The sequence below is a fragment of the Enterobacter sp. PL_is379 genome (assembly GCF_055817355.1).
In genome coordinates this window covers 86,989-104,168 of the sequence record NZ_JBVPGT010000031.1, presented here as the reverse complement: position 1 = coordinate 104,168, position 17,180 = coordinate 86,989, and the positions used below count along the sequence as shown (strand labels likewise).

The window sequence follows — 17,180 nt, the reverse complement described above, 5'->3', positions numbered from 1 at the left end:
GCTGGGTTTTTGCTTTGGGCTAATCTAACAGCTCAATACTTCCTTCTTTTGTTCTTAGCCAACGCGGTGCTTTTAACGTTTCGGCGTAATATCCCACCAGTTCATACAGTAAATCACTGATGACTCTTTCTGTTTCCACCGTCAGAGACCCACTCACTATCAACTGTGTCAGTACCTGGCAGTAGTGCCCCACCTGCTCCACTTCCACTTCAAAAGCAGGTACATGCAGTGGTAATTCATCCACCGTTAGGCTCTCTTTCAAACACTCCGGAACAGGTTCCGTCAATGTCGGTTGTAATAAGGCCAGGCAGCCGCAAAGCCGTCCGCACAGCGCCATTTTCTGTACAGGATCATGGCACTCTACCAGCGCTTCACTAAAACGCTCGCAGTTGTCCGCGAGTTCCGTGAAGTCAGTTTTGTGATTGAAGGGAACGGTAAATAAAGGGTGAAACGAGGTTGGGATAGTAGCCATAGTGGCATCCTCCTGTAACGTTTATATTTCCGCAACTGGAGAGGTCAATCTCACGGGTGGCGGAACCGAGCAGGGTTGACCTTACCGGCGTTACAGGAAACCGGCGCGTCTTTCGACGCCCCCGCCCGGCCCACCATTGAGGTATAGCCGTGCGTACGACATAAAAAAAGACGCTGGCGCGTCGTATGTCGCCTGTAACAATTTTCAGGAGGTCAAGCCCGACACCTGATTTTGCAGGTGCGGGTAAAAGATACTGCAATTAGCCAATAGCAGCAAGCGAGGTTATGGAAGATAGATCGTAGAAAGTAAAAAAAGCAACTGGTGAAGCATGTTCTCTAGGTATCAGCCTGTTCATTAAACCAAATCTATCTCCTCTCCCACGACACACAAAACAAAACTATGCTTGCGGTAAAAGACACAGATATTGATTTGATAAGGCTGGTCAAGCCCATTTTTCTGGTATAAAGAATAGAGTTAAACCCTACAGGCATGACCCTGCCTTTATTGGAGGTATGATAATGAAGGATAATATTGTTCAAGATATTGCTTATAAGCTTTTTTTGTCAAACTCAGATGAATTGGAGTATGAACTCACTGAACAGGAGCTTTCATTTCTAAACGTAGAGAAATCTGAAGGCTACTCTCTAAAGGGCGGTAAATTAATCTTTTCATCTTATGAAGACAGAGATCATTATGTTTCCCATCATTATTTCTCAGAAATAGACAGTGATTGTATCGATGCGGAGAAAATCATACTACAGACTGCTTTTTGCATATGGGGTAAGAGTTTTCGCGGCGATCGTTCAACCGCTGGCATATTTCTTAGTTTATATGAAAATAAAATCAATATTTGGCAAATGCTGCTCTCATCTGAACGTAACCAATATGAGGTTACGTCTCTGGCCGATCAATTTATAAAACACTCTAACAACCTAGATATAAATACTTTATTTAACTTCTTCTCCGCCATTCACAATAAATACAACCAATATTCTGGAATATTTACATTGTTAGGAGAACGACTGGCCAATAACCCTCAAAAATGTCACAAGATAATTAATACATTTCATTCGGATATAAAAAAAGAAACTCTTCACCTCTATAACATCGCCTTATTTTCACTAAGAAAAGAAAACTATACATCAGCTATTGATATTTTGCTCGATGACATAGAAGAAAATGACGTTATCTTGTCACCACAAGCCTTGTGGATACTCAGTAGATTTGTAGAAGTAAATAATATAGAATATCGTAACAATGAAATAAAATCAATCATCAAAGAAAAAATCACTTCTCCGTTTACAGAAATTTCCAATGCTGCTATACAAGCAATTGTAAACACGGTAGATAAAATACCTGATTTTTGTCAAGTCATCCATGATTTACTCAAGGATAAAAATACAAAAGCAATAATATTACTTTGCCAAAAAATAGCAACGGCTAAAAAGTTACAATCTCATGCTGACTTTCCTGACTGGATAAATACTATCTGTATTAACTCAGGAGATAATATCGAACTCAGAGGGTTAGTATTTCATATTTTATCATCCCTAACTGAAGATGAAACCAAACACCAAATACTAATTAATTGTTTATTTTTAATGATAAAGAATGGTTCTATAGTTAGAAAATCTCAGGAGATAGAGAGTTTTTTATATCACACTACAAAATCCAATGAATTACTCAATAAGATTTTCACATTAGCACTAATCGATGACAATCCAAAAATCACTGAGTTTTCACAATTACTATCCAAACATTTAATGGTTAATAATAGTAGTAATTCATTAAGTTATAGCCTACCCATTATTAATGATTTCACTGAAAGAGATTTAATTTTTTTGGTGCGCAGAACTCTAGGTTATATTACTAATGAGAAACATTTGATGACTTCCATACTATCATTACTGAATATTGATACTGCAAATAATAGAGCGGATAAAATTGTATTATCTGTCATATCAAATGAAATAGCCTTAGACTATCCAAACTATGTCATAGATGTAATAAGAGATTGCAAAAACAAAATCAGAAATAAAAGAAATCGCACATTAAAAATATATGATGAAATTCTTGTTCGTACGGAAGACTATCTTAACTCACTAAAAACACATCCAAGAATAAAAGAATTCGAACCACCTTCAGCATATGTACTGTCCTTTCAAAAAGAACGGAATAAAGTTATGGCCAAAACACAAGAGGCTATAAATGAAGATTCGCTTGTATTTAAAATAGCTACTCGTATACAACTTAAAGCAGGGGTAGCTTCGTTTTATTATAATGATGACTTTGGTTCTGGCTACAGTGAACCATCATATCTGCACCCTTTTTCGAGTAGCTATTCTCTTCCGAGAAGGTATGTCATGGACAATGTTGGCTATGAATTACGTACGATAATGCTCAAGACAGCAAAAAAGGATACAATATGAAAATACTAATTTCCCAATATATTCGAACATTGAAAGAGAGGAATGAACTCGACAGGTTGTTGCCTAATTTATTATTATCAATGAATATCGTCCCTCTATTTACTACACAAACAGGGACAAGACAATATGGTGTTGACATTGCTGCAATAGGTAAAGATCCTGATGATGGAGAAAAAAAACTATTTATATTTGTAATAAAGCAAAAAGATCTTGGTAGAGCTGAATGGGATTCCGGGCCACAGTCCATACGACAGAGTTTAAATGAAGTATTTGATGTTTACCTTAGACATCATTTACAACCAAAACACAAAAAATTGCCCAAGAAAATAATATTATCCACTAGTGGTGATATGAAAGAAGAGATAAATCAAAATTGGGCCGGATATCTTGATGTTCATAAGTCCCATGAGTTTGATTTCTGGGGAGCAGATAAGCTTTCCACTTTTATTGAAAAATACATGTTAAATGAGCATATATTCAATGATATTGACAGAACCGATTTAAGAAAGTCTCTATCATTGATTAGTGAAAATGATTATTCTCGAGTTGATTACCATCGATTACTACTACGAATCCTGATGCTTGATAATGACGGGAAAAAAGTTAAAGAAATGAAGAAAGCAGAACTGGAAAAGTCTATCCGCACCTGCTATCTCGCAGCTAATATTTTAGCTTACTGGGCGATACAGGATGGCAACACGAAACAAGCGTTGTTTGTATCCGAACGATGCCTTCTATGGGTATGGCATCGTATCAATCTTGAAAAAAACCCAGAAAAATACTTCCCTGCGTTTGAAGTTATATGGCAAAATTATATTAACATTTCAGATGAATATTTCTCCAAAGTTCAGCCATATTTCCATGAAAAATATCTTCTTTCTTTATATTCAACTGAAAGTTCGTTGGTCAATATAACTGTATTTGAACATATTGGTATACTTGCAACTCTCGGATTAAATAATTTCTTTCTCGCACTTAGGAACGATTGTAATGGAGGGACAGTCCACATTCATAATGCCCATATCGTTGCCGATAGCTTATGTGCATTAATCATAAACAATCCCGCCTCTGGTTCGCCACGTCTTGATGAGAATGCCATAGAAATTACTCTCGGATTAATATTTCTTACGCTGATGGGGAGGAAGGAAGCTGTCGAAACATGGCTTAGAGAACTAATTTCGAGATTGGATTACGTCCTGCGGATTGGGCGAGAACATCCAATATCAACGGACTCTATTGACGATCTTATTAGTATGGAATGCAATAGCGATGATGCATATTTAAAAGAAAAAACAACAAGCATGTCATGGATTATCCCCACTTTAATGGGATGGTGTGTGATACTGGAAAAAGAAGAAGGATATCTTGCATTATTAACTGGTATAAAAGAATCATATAAAAATATATGCTCTCAGCTCTGGCATCCAACAAATGACCTTTATAGTCACCTTTACTTTCATCAGGCACAATCCTTCACTGGTGAGACAGAGGCACCAATAGTTTTTCCGGATAATATGAATGATTACAAGAAGAGAATGGATGAACTACGAGAAAACGAAAGATATAATATTTTCAAAGAGTCAAGTGCGATACAGGCAGGTTTGATTATTCTCGATTTGATTGCCTGTCGACATTTTAGAACTCCTGTACCCGCTGTACTTTGGTATGGAATGCAAAATAAAACAGAGTGATAAATTACGTTTTCGGTTTTGTATCACTCCTCACCAATGGGCATTATCTTAGCCCATTGGTCCTTTTTGAAGTCAAAGGTTTTCACCATAACCTTGTGCTCCCAACGGATACCGCAACCGGTAAAATAACCGGTACGCGACTGTACTCGACTATATTGGTCATTAAGGAATTCGATTGTTCAAGCCCATACCTGTACAAAGCTGTTGCGACAGGTCAAAACCTGTCAGCAGCTGAGATAAAGTAGTATCGGATAAATTACTCTGGCCTTGGAGAAGAGTATTTCAACATGTTGTCTGAAGACGTCAGGATAGTATCGATTTCCCTGCGATGACTACAGGCGATAACCCTAACGAAAACCCTATGGAAACCTTCGAACTCAAGTATGAGAAATCACCTGGAAGCAGAACGATGGGAACATCATTTTTAGTGATGCATGTAACGAGTGCCAATCGGCGTAAACATCATAAGGGGCTTTCAGCCCCTTAGTCATACAGCCAGCGCCCCGCTTTTGCCGACTCAATAATCATTTCGAGCGTTAGCGGCTTGTACTGCCGATCGCGGAATTTTTTTCTGAGCCGAAACTGAAACCAATACAGCTCCGGTTCAAAATAATGGTCCATCACAAAGTTGCTGTATTCAATTCCATACCGGGTGAAAAGGTCAAGCAGCATGTCTTCAAGATCTTCAGGTACGAGATTGAAATGCTCCTGGAAGGTCCATTCTTTCCTTGCCGGAGTTTTACGGTCACTATAATTCTCAGTGATGTAATCTACTAATTCTTGCTCATCAGGAAGCAACATCAGAAATATGTCCAGGTAATACAATCTTTAGGTCGCGCGATGAGGTTGTACTTGCTTCTCGTTTCTCTGGCAACCGTAATAAAAATAATCACCGCCTGAGTATAACCAACATACGGTACCGCCCGCCCTACTGCTGCCCCGACCTTGTTTGTTAGACGTGTCTTACCCATACCAATGGTGGTTTCGACCCTTATGCCATCGGGGAAACGTGCTCCCTTTAAAATACGCCGCGCAACTTTCGAGGCAATACTTGTCCGTGATCCGGATGCACCCAGGACCTTTCGCTTAGGCAGAAGGGGTTGCCCAGCCAAAATGGTTGCAGCAGTCTCAACCGTCACTCCCATATGATTTGCAAGACCTTCAGCAAATATGAGCAAAAATAGCTCCTGCGCTGTTACGTTAGCATTACCGTGATAGAAATACGTTCCACCAGACTCTTCAACCGTGTCCATTACAGCGTCCTTTCTCTCGTTTTGAGCCAGAATAAATCCATATCTGAAACAAGGATGCTGTCACCGTCCATTTTTCTTAAAACTCAGAATAGCGCCCGCAGAAAGTTTTATGCTTTTGGTCTCTCCCCAACCCAGGGATCGTTCCTACCTGCGCCCAGCAGGTTGTTTTTAAAGATAAACAAACACGCCTCATTAAAATTCTCCGCCCCCAGCCGTTCCGAGAGCGCCGTCCGTTTACGATAGAGACTTTTCACCGACGTATTCAGCTCGCCTGCAACCTCCTCCATTAACATCCCTGCCCTCAACATGGACTGACCCCGCCAACCACTCAGCGAAATGAGTAAATTACTCAACAGGATAGGGGCTCTCCCCGTCATCCGGCTTTATCGAAAGTGCAAAGATTGCTTTCAGATATGTAGGGCAGCTATTCACTGGAGCAGGAGTGGCACAACATATGTGAGCACCAGCAACAAATCAGGCCGAGGAGCGAAGCTGTAAAAAGCGACTTCTGCTTCAGACCCCGTAACTACATTGCTACTATATTGTCCATGCGTTGGCACGCATGGCTGTCAGAGGGAGCCGTTTATCAGTCTAAACAGATGCCGGTAAAGCAATTGAGAGGAATTACAATGGATGCAGCATTGCTTAACATGATGCAATCAGGTGGAAGAAATAAAGCCTGGGCGGAAACGATGGTGAATATGGAAGCCAGAAAACTGGTAAATACAGCCAACACTCTGTCGGCTTTTCATCTCAGCGATGGTCTGACTCGAATGAAGTTTATTCAGGAAATTCGGGACCTCATAGAACAACAGTTTACGTTAGCTCGTCGGGCTAAATCAGATGAAGAATGCATGGAATGCGTTAAAAAACTTAGAGAAGAAAACTATAACCTTCTGGAACAAGCTCGTTTATTACGAACTAAGGCAGCGAAGCTTTACGCTAAAGTCGAGTTCATCCGAGAGAATAACAAAATTGTTGGGTATGTTATCTCGGCAGTTAGTGTTGTCCTGGCCGGTGCTGAAATAGCCGCAGGATTTACCCTTATTGGCACTATGACCCCTCTCGGGGTCCTTGCTGGTGCGGTTCTGGTTACTGACGGGGCAAACAGCATCAGTAAAGAAGTGGCTCGCTACGCAACGAACAACACTACCAGTGAAGGGCTGGTCGCGGATGCCGCGATGTCTACAGCTGAGTTTATGGGCTTTAGTCGTGAGAACGGGTTAGGTGTCTACAAATCTATTTCACTGGCCGCTAACGCTTATACCATTTTTGGCTTGTTGCGGCGACCAGGTACCTGGCGACTGTTTCGTTATATGCCCACAGACTATTACCGAAAGGTGAGCACATTGAGCCGCCCGCAGCTTACAATGAAAATAGCGGGTTACGGCGTGAAAGCTAAGATTATTTTTGATCTGTTGTCCGTCAGCGACCCGTCTCAGAATTAGTCAGCATTTTACGGTAACGCCAGGATTTGTAGCCAAGTTTTGCTGGCGTTATATACCAGATAAAAGGTAGTACAATCAATAACGTGAGCGCAAGTGTCAGACTTGTATCCCTGGATGCAAGTAAAAGAGTTAAAGCCAGTATGATAAAGGCAATAATAGTTATCCACTTCATTGCCTTAAAACGATTGGCCAGATCATGAGTTACGCTATCAAACGAACCACCGTAATTCTCGATATTGTTTTTAAGCTTTTGAAGATCTCGTTTACTAAAACCTGATTTTAAAAGTGCTTCTTCGCTGGTCATTCTACTAACCGTCCCATAACTCACTGAAACATGTGACGAAGTTTAACTGAATTTGACGGATAAATCGCTACCTGACGATATTTGTCAAATTTATATTTATATCAAATAGTTGAAGATATCTTACAGTGGCGGTGACCAGACTCTTCAATCGTGTCCATGACAACGTCCTTGTGTCGTTTTGAGCCAGAGTAAATCCAAACCCAAGGCCAGGAAGTTATCCTCATCCAGCGTTCTCAAACCTCAGAATACCGCCCGCAATTATGCTTTTGTTCTCTCCCCAACCTAGGGATCGTTCCCACCAGTGCCCAGCAGTTTGTTTTTGAAGATAAACAAACACGCCTCATTAAAGTTCTCCGCCCCCAGCCGTTCTGAGAGCGCCGTCCGTTTGCGGTAGAGGCTTTTCACCGACGTATTCAGCTCGCCTGCAATCTCCTCCATTGACATCCCTGCCCTCAGCAACCGCAACATGATCGTTTCGTGCATGCTCAGCCGTAAATTCAGCAGCCACTTCGTGGTCAGGCGCCTGCCCTTCATATTGAGCACCAGATTAAACAGCGAGGCCATGTCCGGCGCCGTCAGCGACGTATTGATAAACAGCTTCATACTGAGCAGATTCTCCTCGCGGTGACGCATATCAAGCATAACGCAGCAGATTGTTTTTTTCGTTCTGGCCGGATGGCGTATCAGGTAATCATATAAACGGAGCGGACAACGACTATCAATCAATACAGAATATTCATCTGCACCGTTATCAAATATGTTTCTGTCAATCGAATCGAGCAGGATAATATCCGGAAAAAATATCCGCATTCCCCTGACAAGGTAGCGATCCTGAGTCACTAACACTATTGAAGTTGCCACTAACCATCCCTTTTAGATTAAAGCAAGAACGATCCTTCAGAAAGAAGGCCGCCTTCGTTTTATAGCGCTGTTATATTAACGATAAATGTATTCTGGCTTTGGACATCCCTCAATACAGACATTGATGAGTAAGACTTCCTGTAGACTATCATTCAATGTCTGCCATTAATTATAAATAAAAAACAATCGCAGAAAAGTCACTTCTCTAAACATTAAGAATTTTTGTCATGAAACTTCCCAAACATGCACCAGAAAGTACTTTAATTGAGGCAGATAAACGTCATAAAAAATATATACAAAACTGTCACAATAAAAATAAAATCATTTTATTTCAGTTAGTTACGATTAAGACCCCAATTCAAAATAATCATTAAAACCTGCTCGTTCCAGAATTATCTCAAAACTACTCAGCCGCTTTTCAGCATATTTATCCGGCAACATATCAGGTGTACATTACCTCCCATCCAGTCTACTGAGATGAGGATCCATAATTACCTTTAAGTAAGTACCCCGTAACATCACTGCATTCAGATTTAATGTTCTCATTTATGGCCTTTTACGCTGAGCTTAAAGGCGGCCGTGTTATGCAATGGATTCATGATAAACAAATGGCAAATAGATATGGAAAGATCACTTAGCTTCAGTACATTATTCTTTTATCGCACCCCAACATTATTGTTTCTGTTATTACTCTTTCCTGTTCTGGTTCAGGCTACGGAATCCGTTTATGAGCAACAGATTCAACAGGCGCGTAACGGTAATTACACGTCGTTTCTCGATTATCTTCAGCGTTATCAGCAGCAGCATGCCCTGACGCCTGAACACGTTGCGGACTGGTTACAGGTGGCGGCCTGGGCAGGTCATGATGACGAGGTTATTCAGGTCTGGCAGCGCTACAGCATTTATATGCCGCTACCCGCCCGTGGCGTTGCGGCTGTCGCGCAATCCAGGCGAAATCAAAAGGCGTGGCAGCCCGCCCTGGCGCTCTGGGAAAAGGCGCGCAGCCTTGCGCCGGATAACGACGATTATCGTATCGGCTATATCAAAACCCTGGCCGATGCACGCAAAGATACGCTTGCCCTGCAGGAAGCCCGGCGGCTGGTGGCGGAAAATCCCTCTCAGGCGCATCTTCAGACGCTGGCGTATGTCTGGTTACGCCAGGGAAAAAGCTGGGATCGGCTCTTAGCAGACACGCGCGCGCTGAATATCGCACCTGAGAATAAAACGCTCCTCAGGGAGCTGATTGATGCGCTAACGGATAACCGGGTCAATACCCCCGCGCTCCTTCTTTCACAAAAGGTGGCGCTGTCCCCCGCAGGGCGTCGTCGCCTTGAGCTGAATGCCGCAGCCGAAAGCGTTCGCCTTGCCGATGTGCCTGGCCGAACAGAAAAGGAGCGCCTGCAGCTTGCGCAATCTGCGCTGAATCGTTACGGCGCGCTGCTTGCTCGCTGGCAACGCGAGCCGCAGGCGGCGGAAGACATCATCCTTGCGCGTATCGACCGGCTCGGCGCGCTGTACGCCCATGGTGATTACCCGCGGGTCATCAGCGAATATCAGGATCTGACGGCAGCCCAGCATCCGGTGCCGGGCTGGGCAATCGGCTGGGTGATCTCCGCGTACCTGCAGGAGAAAAACGCGGCTGCCGCCTTCTCGCTTCTGCAACGCTATCCGCAATACGCTTCCGACCCGCAGGACGAGGAGCACGCGCTTTTCTACGCCTGGCTGGATACGGGGGAGTATCCGTCCGCCCGCCGGTATGCAGAGCGCCAGACCCGCAACGTCCCCTGGACCCGTTACGATTTCGGCTCACCTACCCCTCAGCCTAACGATCTGTGGCTTACCGGGCAGTCGCTCCGTTTTAACTATTTGCTGGCGACGAATGCCCTGCCGGAAGCCGAAAAGCTGGCGCACCATCTGGCGACAACGGCGCCGGGCAATCAGGGCTTACAGATTGACTACGCCACGCTGCTTCAGGCGCGGGGTCTGCCGCGCGCGGCCGAGCAAACGCTGAAAATGGCCGAGGCGCTGGAGCCCTCGAATCTGGAACTTGAGCAGCAGCAGGCTTACGTCGCCATGGATCTGCAGGAGTGGCGGCAGATGGATTTACTGGCCGACGACGTCATCACCCGCACGCCCGTCGATCGCAGCGCCAGGCGTCTGGACAGGCTACGCACCGTCCACCATATGTCCGAACTGCGCCTCAACGCGAGCAAGGGCTTGCACTCCGATAACCCCGTCAGCGGGACGCACGACCTCAACTGGGACGCCACGCTCTATGGCCCGCCCGTAGCGGATAACTGGCGGCTATTTGCCGGCACCCGCTATGCGCAGAGTAATTTCGAAGAAGGCAAAGGCACCAGCCGTCACCTGTTGGGCGGCGTCGAATGGCGACCACGCGACCTCCAGCTCGAAGCCGAGCTCTCCAGCAACCGCTATCACGGGGAAAACAAGCCGGGCGCTCGCCTCTCAACCTCGTACGTTCTGACGGATAACTGGCAGGTCAGCGGCAGCCTTGAACGCCTGTCGCGCACTACGCCCCTGCGGGCGTTACGCAACGGGATCAGCGCCAACCGGGGGGAAGGCGGGGTGCGCTGGTATCAAAACGAGCGCCGTGAGTACCAGTTCAGCGCCGCCCTCAGCCGCTTTTCGGACCATAACCGCCGACAGGAATACACCCTCACGGGTAAGGAGCGTCTCTGGCAGACCCCGTCCCTGACGCTGGATCTCGAACCAGGGATCGCCGCCAGTAAAAACAGCCTGCACGACACGCTCTATTACAACCCGGCGCGGGACCTGTCCGTGACGGCCGCCCTGTCCGTCGACCATGAAATGTATCGCCATTACGACACCCTCTGGAGCCAGCAGTTCGTGGCGGGTGGAGGCGGCTACTGGCAGAAAAATCAGTCCGCTGGCGCCATCACCCTGCTGGGTTACGGACAACGCGTTCAGTGGAACAACGTCATGGACACCGGCGTGATGCTGAACTGGGACAAGCGCCCTTACGACGGCAAACGCGAGAGCAACCTCTCCGTCACGTTTGATGCGACTTTACGCTTTTAAGGATGATTATGATGAACACACGTTTTTCCGTGAGCCTGATACTCATCGGCTGGCTCTGCCTCAGCGCGAGCGTCTGCGCGCAGGCATTTTCGTTTATTGCGCCCAACGCGCGGCCACAGCTGGAGGCGAGCAAACCCTGGCCGCAGAACCAGTTTCTGGTACTGGCCTACCACGACGTCGAAGACGATGCCGCCGATCAGCGCTACCTCTCCGTGCGTACCAGCGCGCTAAACGAGCAGATAAGCTGGCTGCTGCACAACGGTTATCACGTCATTAGCGTGCAGGACATCCTGGATGCCCATGACGGGAAAAAAACGCTGCCGCCCAAAGCCGTTCTGCTCAGCTTTGACGACGGCTACAGCAGCTTTTACACCCGCGTCTGGCCGCTGCTTCAGGCGTGGAACGTTCCTGCGCTGTGGGCGCCGGTGGGCAGCTGGGTGGATACGCCGGAAAATCAAAAAGTTAACTTCGGTGGCCTGATGACGCCCCGCGATCGCTTCGCGACGTGGGACATGGTGCGCGAGCTCAGCCAGTCCCCGCTGATTGAGATTGGATCGCATACCTGGGCCTCGCATTACGGCATTCCGGCCAACCCGCAGGGCAGCCGCGAACCGGCGATCGCCAATCGTTTTTATGATAAAGCAACGGGCCGCTATGAAACCGACCAACAGTTCAACCAGCGGATCGGCGATGACGTTCGTAAAGTGACCGAAAAAATCGCGCAGGTGACGGGCAAGGCACCGCGCGCCTGGGTCTGGCCCTACGGCGCTGCTAACGGTACGTCGCTTGCGATCGCCAGACAGCAGGGTTATCAGCTGGCCTTTACCCTTGAAGACGGGCTGGGGAACGTGCAGGAGCTGGGGAACATCCCTCGTCTGCTGATCGCCGGTAATCCCTCCCTCAAGGCGTTTGCCAGTACGGTAAGCCAGGTTCAGGAGCGAGAGCCCGTGCGCGTCATGCACGTCGATCTCGACTACGTTTACGATCCCGATCCGGCCCAGCAGACCCAAAATATCAACAGGCTGATCCAGCGGGTCTACGACATGAAAATCAGCCATGTTTTCCTGCAGGCGTTTGCCGACCCGCAGGGCGACGGCAGGATCAAGGCACTCTATTTTCCCAACCGCCAGCTGCCGGTCCGGGCCGATCTCTTTAATTTTGTCTCCTGGCAGCTGCAAACCCGCGCGGGCGTGAAAGTCTTCGCGTGGATGCCGGTGCTCTCGTTCGATCTCGATCCTGCTCTGCCGCGCGTGCAGCGCCGGGATCGCCAGACAGGCCAACTGAGCGAGGCCACCGAGCCCTATATCCGGCTCTCCCCGTGGGACCCGCAGGTGCGCCAGCAGGTGACGGACATCTATGAAGATCTGTCCCGCTATGCCAGCTTCAATGGGATTTTGTTTCATGACGATGCGGTGCTGACGGACGTGGACGATGCCGGGCAGGACACGACTCGCCAGAAGAGCCAACTGCTTATCGGGTTTACCCACGCCCTGAGCCTGGCGGTGAAGCATATCCGTGGCCCGCAGATAAAAACCGCGCGCAATATGTTCGCCTTACCCATTCTGCAGCCCGAAAGCGAGGCGTGGTTCGCGCAGAATCTTGACGATTTTCTGGCGGAGTATGACTGGACGGTGCCGATGGCCATGCCGTTGATGGAGTCCGTCCCGGTAGACGAAAGCGATGCCTGGCTGACGCGTCTGGTTAAAGCGGTCGCCACGCGTCCCGGCGCGCTCGATAAAACCATTTTCGAGCTGCAGGCCAGAGACTGGGATAAGCAACCGCCGCGCGCCGTTTCCGACAGCCAGCTGGCACAGTGGATGCGCGTGCTCCAGCTGAACGGCGTCAAAAACTACGGCTACTACCCCGATGATTTCATCAACAACCAACCTGATATCTCACGTATCAGGCCTGTATTTTCTTCGTACTGGTATCCTGACAATGACTGATCGCATTATCGCCTTTTCTATTTTATGTCTGGTATTCGGGTTGCCGTTAGGCGTGGCCGCCCTCTTTACCGGTGAGCTGATTCTGGATTTTGTGTTCTTCTGGCCGCTGTTCATGTCGGTGCTCTGGATAACCGGCGGCCTCTATTTCTGGTTTCAGCTTGAACGCCACTGGTCGTGGGATAAAGACACGCCCGCGCCGACGCTCGCCGGTGAGCCGCTCATCTCCATTCTGATCCCCTGCTTTAACGAGGGACGAAATGCCCGGGAGACCATCAGCGCCGCGCTGGTTCAGCGGTATGAAAATATAGAAGTTATCGCCATCAACGACGGTTCGTCTGACAACACGGCGGAGGTATTGCAGGCTCTGGCGCAGGAACATCCGCGCCTGCGGGTGATTAACCTCGCGGAGAACCAGGGGAAGGCGCTGGCGCTCAAAGCCGGGGCAGCGGCGGCCCGGGGCGATCTGCTGGTCTGCATTGACGGTGACGCCCTGCTCGATCGCGATACGGCAGCGTATCTGGTGGCACCGCTGATTCAGTATCCCCACGTTGGGGCAGTCACCGGCAATCCACGTATTCGCACGCGCTCCACGCTGATTGGTCGCATCCAGGTGGGCGAGTTCTCATCGATTATTGGGCTCATCAAGCGGACGCAGCGGATCTATGGCCGGGTCTTTACCGTCTCGGGCGTTATTGCCGCCTTTCGCCGACAGGCGCTGGCGGACGTCGGGTACTGGAGCCCGGACATGATCACCGAAGACATCGACATCAGCTGGAAGCTCCAGCTGCGCCACTGGGATATCTTTTTCGAGCCGCGGGCGCTGTGCTGGATCCTGATGCCGGAGACGCTCAAGGGTCTGTGGAAACAGCGTCTGCGCTGGGCCCAGGGCGGCGCGGAGGTGTTTCTGGTCAACCTGCGCAGGATTGTGCGCTGGGAGCATCACCGCATGTGGCCCCTGTTTCTTGAGTATGCCCTGTCAACGCTGTGGGCCTTCGCGTACGCGATGACGGTGCTGTTATTTATCCTCAGCCATATCGCCCCTGTTCCTGCCAGGCTGACCGTGGAGAGCCTTTTTCCACCGGAGTTTACCGGGCTGCTGCTGGGGGTGATGTGCCTCCTGCAGTTCCTGGTCAGTTTGTACATCGAGCGGCGCTATGAACGGAAGGTGGCCAGCTCGCTTTTCTGGGTGATCTGGTTCCCGATGGTGTACTGGATGATTGGCCTGTTCACCACCCTCGTCGCATTTCCAAAAGTCATGCTTAAACGCCAGCGCGCCCGCGCGCGCTGGATCAGTCCGGACCGGGGAAAAGGAAGCATTCAATGAACGAAAATACCTTAATTTTGACCGAACATCGGCTATTGCCACGTGTTTTCGATGCCGCGTTAACGCTGGTGGCGTGGGGAGGCTTTCTGTTTTTCCTGTATGCCCGGCTCTGGATGCAGCTCACCGAGGAGAGCGACCACCGCTGGGGCGTCATTATTGCGTCCTTTAATACGGTGTTGATCTATTTACTGTTCGCCGCGCTCAACGGCTGGCTGCTGATTTTGTGGTATCAGTACAACCGCCGCCGCGCCCACGTGAGGCGGCGTCAGCCGGGCTATTTTCACCAGGAGGAGCTAGCCCGCAGCTTTAATGTCTCACCGCAGATCATCTCCGAGATGAGCCAGTACAACCTGCTGACGGTCTATCATGACCAGATTGGCCGCATCATCGATCTGAAGATCAACGGGCTGGAAGAGGAAGAACAGTAACGAAAAGCCCCCGCAGAATGCCCTGCGGGGGCTTTTTTACTGCGGGTAAGAGCTACTTATCTTTAACTACAATCAGCGGCTCGATATCACTCTCTTTCTTCACCACCAGCGAGTCATCGCCGCGCAGGCAGGTTCCGCCGTAGTTCCCACCCACGGTGAAGGTGCAGACCTGAATGTACTTGCCGTCGACCTTCGGCAGGCACCACAGCTGCTGGTAGATGTTTTTACGGTCGACAAACTTGCCGCTGGATTTATCCAGCAGCTCGTCCTGGGCGCTAATCAGGTCGATATTGCTGCCGCAGCGTCCGGCAATCGGCTTGACGGCATAGCCGGTCTGCTTCAGCAGATCGTTAACCTCAAAATCGGTGTCGAGCAGGTAACGGTGGTTCGGGAACAGCTGCCACAGTACCGGGAGAATCGCCTTGTTGCCGGGAATGACGGTCCACAGCGGTTCAAAGACCAGCACCTCCGGGCGCAGCAGGACGTCAATCAGGCGCACCTCGCCTTCAGGATGTCCGGTGCGGATCGGCACGGCGGCATATTCGGTTTCGCTGACCTCACGGATCTGCTCTATCGCCGTCTCCCACGCCCAGGTTTTCCACACGCAGTTGACGTGGCGACCTTCGTCGTCAATCAGCTGTCCGGCGGCATCCCAGCTCAGCGCCCCCAGCCCGTGCAGGATTTTGGTTTCAAACCCGGCCTGCATCAGCGAACGCTGGATAAAGAGCGCGTGATAGTCCTCTTCGACATCGTTGTCCTGCATGATGTGGACAAACGGCCGCGCGTGACTGTGCTTCCAGGCGCCGGTCAGCTCTTCCAGCAGCCCTTCCGCCGGGTTATGCCCGTTGCCGCGATAGCCGTTTTTCACCCACTCTTCGAGAATCAGCCCGCCCTCGGTATGGCAGGAGGCGGAATCCGCGTTGTACTCGTAGACCTTGATCCCGCGCTCATCCATGCAGAAATCCATACGACCGGTGATCATATGGTGACGACGCCACTGCCAGGAGAGGCGCAGGCGCGGCCAGAGGATTTTCGGGATGTCGAAAAGCGCCAGCAGGCTGTCGTCTTTCAGCACCTTGTCCGTCGCGTGCAGGTACATCAGATGCAGTTCGTTGGTGGCCTTGATCAGCTCCTGCTCGGCGCTTTCGGTAATGGTGAAGTACTGGCAGGGATCTTTGTTGATCACATGGCCGTTGGCGCGGATATACGCCTGCTGCAATGCGTCATTTTCGTTAAGCCATTTTCCGTCGAACTGACGCCTGTTTTTCAGCCGCGCGCCGCTGATTTTCAGCAGTTCGCCGTCGATTTCCGGCTGGGGAATGCTGTGTTCCGTGTCGTCGGTCTGGATCATCCAGCCGAGGATCTCCGTGTCGTTGAAAGTGTCATGGATCGTATAACACCCGTTCTCCACGCTCAGACGCAGCTCGCGCGTCCATTGCTGCCCGAGCGGCAGCGGAGAGTGAATCACGTTCTGCTCGGCGATACGCACCTTATCGTCCAGAAGCTGGGTGATCACCGCCACGTGGCCGGTCTCATGGAACTCGCCGCCCTTTTGCCAGATCAGCAGCGCCCCGGCCCGCGGCGCGCGTTTTGAGCCATTAGCAAAAGCCTGAAGGGGCAGGATGTTATCGTTCACCACCTGACGCAAAAAGCGCAGGGAGAAGATCTCCCATGCCATGCCGACGTCGGTAAACACGAAGCCATAGTTGAGAAACAGGAAACGGCGGGCAAATTCAACGCACTGCCACTTGTGGCCCATGTATTCGTTGCCAATATAGCTGCGAAAATCCGCATCTTCCGGGTAGTTGCGCGGGTCCAGACTGCCGTAATTTGAAGAGTAAATCGCCACGCCACCGGGCGCATAGCCTAACAATGTCCCGAATGGCGCATCACTGCTTAACTTTCCTTTACGCATGTATCCAACCTAAAACAGGCAGGCGGCAATTTTTTTAAGGGTTGTCGTC

13 protein-coding genes and 2 pseudogenes are annotated in these 17,180 nt (G+C 49.2%); 8 read left to right on the top strand and 7 right to left on the bottom strand.

What is annotated here, in order from left to right; genetic code table 11:
• Nucleotides 1-19: 19 nt before the first annotated feature.
• A complete protein-coding gene (locus AC0TOY_RS16920; protein ID WP_267217290.1) occupies nucleotides 20-472 on the bottom strand; it encodes a hypothetical protein in 453 nt (150 codons plus the stop codon).
• Nucleotides 473-990: 518 nt separating this feature from the next.
• Here AC0TOY_RS16920 and AC0TOY_RS16915 point away from each other — a divergent pair.
• The 3 genes and pseudogenes from AC0TOY_RS16915 to AC0TOY_RS16905 form a co-directional block, all read left to right on the top strand.
• Complete coding sequence (locus AC0TOY_RS16915; protein WP_473722234.1) at nucleotides 991-2,901, top strand: hypothetical protein; 1,911 nt, start codon at nucleotides 991-993, stop codon at nucleotides 2,899-2,901.
• Nucleotides 2,898-4,592, top strand: a complete 1,695-nt coding sequence (locus AC0TOY_RS16910) for a hypothetical protein (RefSeq protein ID WP_473722233.1) — start codon at nucleotides 2,898-2,900, stop codon at nucleotides 4,590-4,592. The genes AC0TOY_RS16915 and AC0TOY_RS16910 overlap by 4 nt, the downstream gene beginning before the upstream one ends.
• 68 nt (nucleotides 4,593-4,660) lie before the next feature.
• Nucleotides 4,661-5,051: pseudogene (locus tag AC0TOY_RS16905) on the top strand (Hcp family type VI secretion system effector); the annotation flags it as partial.
• 24 nt (nucleotides 5,052-5,075) lie between these two features.
• Here the strand turns inward: AC0TOY_RS16905 and AC0TOY_RS16900 are convergent.
• The 3 genes and pseudogenes from AC0TOY_RS16900 to AC0TOY_RS16890 form a co-directional block, all read right to left on the bottom strand.
• Entirely contained in the window at nucleotides 5,076-5,393 is a 318-nt protein-coding gene (locus tag AC0TOY_RS16900; RefSeq protein ID WP_473722231.1) for a DUF1493 family protein, read from the bottom strand.
• Nucleotides 5,393-5,845 (bottom strand): STM2901 family protein, encoded by a 453-nt coding sequence (locus AC0TOY_RS16895; RefSeq protein ID WP_473722229.1) that lies wholly within the window; start codon nucleotides 5,843-5,845, stop codon nucleotides 5,393-5,395. Before AC0TOY_RS16895 ends, AC0TOY_RS16900 begins: the two co-directional genes overlap by 1 nt.
• A 107-nt stretch (nucleotides 5,846-5,952) precedes the next feature.
• Nucleotides 5,953-6,153: pseudogene (locus AC0TOY_RS16890) on the bottom strand (hypothetical protein); the annotation flags it as partial.
• 321 nt (nucleotides 6,154-6,474) lie between these two features.
• On the opposite strand from AC0TOY_RS16890, the gene AC0TOY_RS16885 reads away from it, so the two are divergent.
• Nucleotides 6,475-7,293, top strand: a complete 819-nt coding sequence (locus AC0TOY_RS16885; RefSeq protein WP_024906534.1) for a DUF4225 domain-containing protein — start codon at nucleotides 6,475-6,477, stop codon at nucleotides 7,291-7,293.
• Here the strand turns inward: AC0TOY_RS16885 and AC0TOY_RS16880 are convergent.
• Both AC0TOY_RS16880 and AC0TOY_RS16875 read right to left on the bottom strand, forming a co-directional pair.
• Nucleotides 7,271-7,597 carry a hypothetical protein gene (locus tag AC0TOY_RS16880; RefSeq protein ID WP_039265473.1) on the bottom strand — a complete coding sequence of 109 codons (327 nt, stop codon included), beginning with the start codon at nucleotides 7,595-7,597 and terminating at the stop codon, nucleotides 7,271-7,273. The genes AC0TOY_RS16885 and AC0TOY_RS16880 overlap by 23 nt on opposite strands.
• A 282-nt stretch (nucleotides 7,598-7,879) precedes the next feature.
• Entirely contained in the window at nucleotides 7,880-8,407 is a 528-nt protein-coding gene (locus AC0TOY_RS16875; RefSeq protein WP_473722357.1) for a helix-turn-helix transcriptional regulator, read from the bottom strand.
• A 672-nt stretch (nucleotides 8,408-9,079) separates the two neighbouring features.
• On the opposite strand from AC0TOY_RS16875, the gene pgaA reads away from it, so the two are divergent.
• From pgaA to pgaD, 4 genes are read left to right on the top strand one after another with little or no spacing between them, the layout of a single operon-like run.
• Nucleotides 9,080-11,518, top strand: a complete 2,439-nt coding sequence (gene pgaA, locus AC0TOY_RS16870; protein ID WP_473722228.1) for a poly-beta-1,6 N-acetyl-D-glucosamine export porin PgaA — start codon at nucleotides 9,080-9,082, stop codon at nucleotides 11,516-11,518.
• Between the two features lie 8 nt (nucleotides 11,519-11,526).
• Complete coding sequence (gene pgaB / locus AC0TOY_RS16865; protein WP_090418646.1) at nucleotides 11,527-13,464, top strand: poly-beta-1,6-N-acetyl-D-glucosamine N-deacetylase PgaB; 1,938 nt, start codon at nucleotides 11,527-11,529, stop codon at nucleotides 13,462-13,464.
• Nucleotides 13,457-14,788, top strand: a complete 1,332-nt coding sequence (pgaC, locus tag AC0TOY_RS16860) for a poly-beta-1,6-N-acetyl-D-glucosamine synthase (RefSeq protein ID WP_024906529.1) — start codon at nucleotides 13,457-13,459, stop codon at nucleotides 14,786-14,788. The genes pgaB and pgaC overlap by 8 nt, the downstream gene beginning before the upstream one ends.
• Complete coding sequence (gene pgaD / locus AC0TOY_RS16855; RefSeq protein WP_061714482.1) at nucleotides 14,785-15,216, top strand: poly-beta-1,6-N-acetyl-D-glucosamine biosynthesis protein PgaD; 432 nt, start codon at nucleotides 14,785-14,787, stop codon at nucleotides 15,214-15,216. The genes pgaC and pgaD overlap by 4 nt, the downstream gene beginning before the upstream one ends.
• A gap of 52 nt (nucleotides 15,217-15,268) precedes the next feature.
• Here the strand turns inward: pgaD and gss are convergent, their stop codons facing one another.
• Complete coding sequence (gene gss / locus AC0TOY_RS16850) at nucleotides 15,269-17,131, bottom strand: bifunctional glutathionylspermidine amidase/synthase (protein WP_024906527.1); 1,863 nt, start codon at nucleotides 17,129-17,131, stop codon at nucleotides 15,269-15,271.
• Nucleotides 17,132-17,180: the final 49 nt, after the last annotated feature.

Bases quoted from the DNA above. Each gene is read 5' to 3' on its own strand.
- AC0TOY_RS16920 (WP_267217290.1), bottom strand. From the start codon at position 472: ATGGCTACTATCCCAACCTCGTTTCACCCTTTATTTACCGTTCCCTTC.
- AC0TOY_RS16915 (WP_473722234.1), top strand. From the start codon at position 991: ATGAAGGATAATATTGTTCAAGATATTGCTTATAAGCTTTTTTTGTCA.
- AC0TOY_RS16910 (WP_473722233.1), top strand. From the start codon at position 2,898: ATGAAAATACTAATTTCCCAATATATTCGAACATTGAAAGAGAGGAAT.
- AC0TOY_RS16900 (WP_473722231.1), bottom strand. From the start codon at position 5,393: ATGTTGCTTCCTGATGAGCAAGAATTAGTAGATTACATCACTGAGAAT.
- AC0TOY_RS16895 (WP_473722229.1), bottom strand. From the start codon at position 5,845: ATGGACACGGTTGAAGAGTCTGGTGGAACGTATTTCTATCACGGTAAT.
- AC0TOY_RS16885 (WP_024906534.1), top strand. From the start codon at position 6,475: ATGGATGCAGCATTGCTTAACATGATGCAATCAGGTGGAAGAAATAAA.
- AC0TOY_RS16880 (WP_039265473.1), bottom strand. From the start codon at position 7,597: ATGACCAGCGAAGAAGCACTTTTAAAATCAGGTTTTAGTAAACGAGAT.
- AC0TOY_RS16875 (WP_473722357.1), bottom strand. From the start codon at position 8,407: ATGCGGATATTTTTTCCGGATATTATCCTGCTCGATTCGATTGACAGA.
- pgaA (WP_473722228.1), top strand. From the start codon at position 9,080: ATGGAAAGATCACTTAGCTTCAGTACATTATTCTTTTATCGCACCCCA.
- pgaB (WP_090418646.1), top strand. From the start codon at position 11,527: ATGATGAACACACGTTTTTCCGTGAGCCTGATACTCATCGGCTGGCTC.
- pgaC (WP_024906529.1), top strand. From the start codon at position 13,457: ATGACTGATCGCATTATCGCCTTTTCTATTTTATGTCTGGTATTCGGG.
- pgaD (WP_061714482.1), top strand. From the start codon at position 14,785: ATGAACGAAAATACCTTAATTTTGACCGAACATCGGCTATTGCCACGT.
- gss (WP_024906527.1), bottom strand. From the start codon at position 17,131: ATGCGTAAAGGAAAGTTAAGCAGTGATGCGCCATTCGGGACATTGTTA.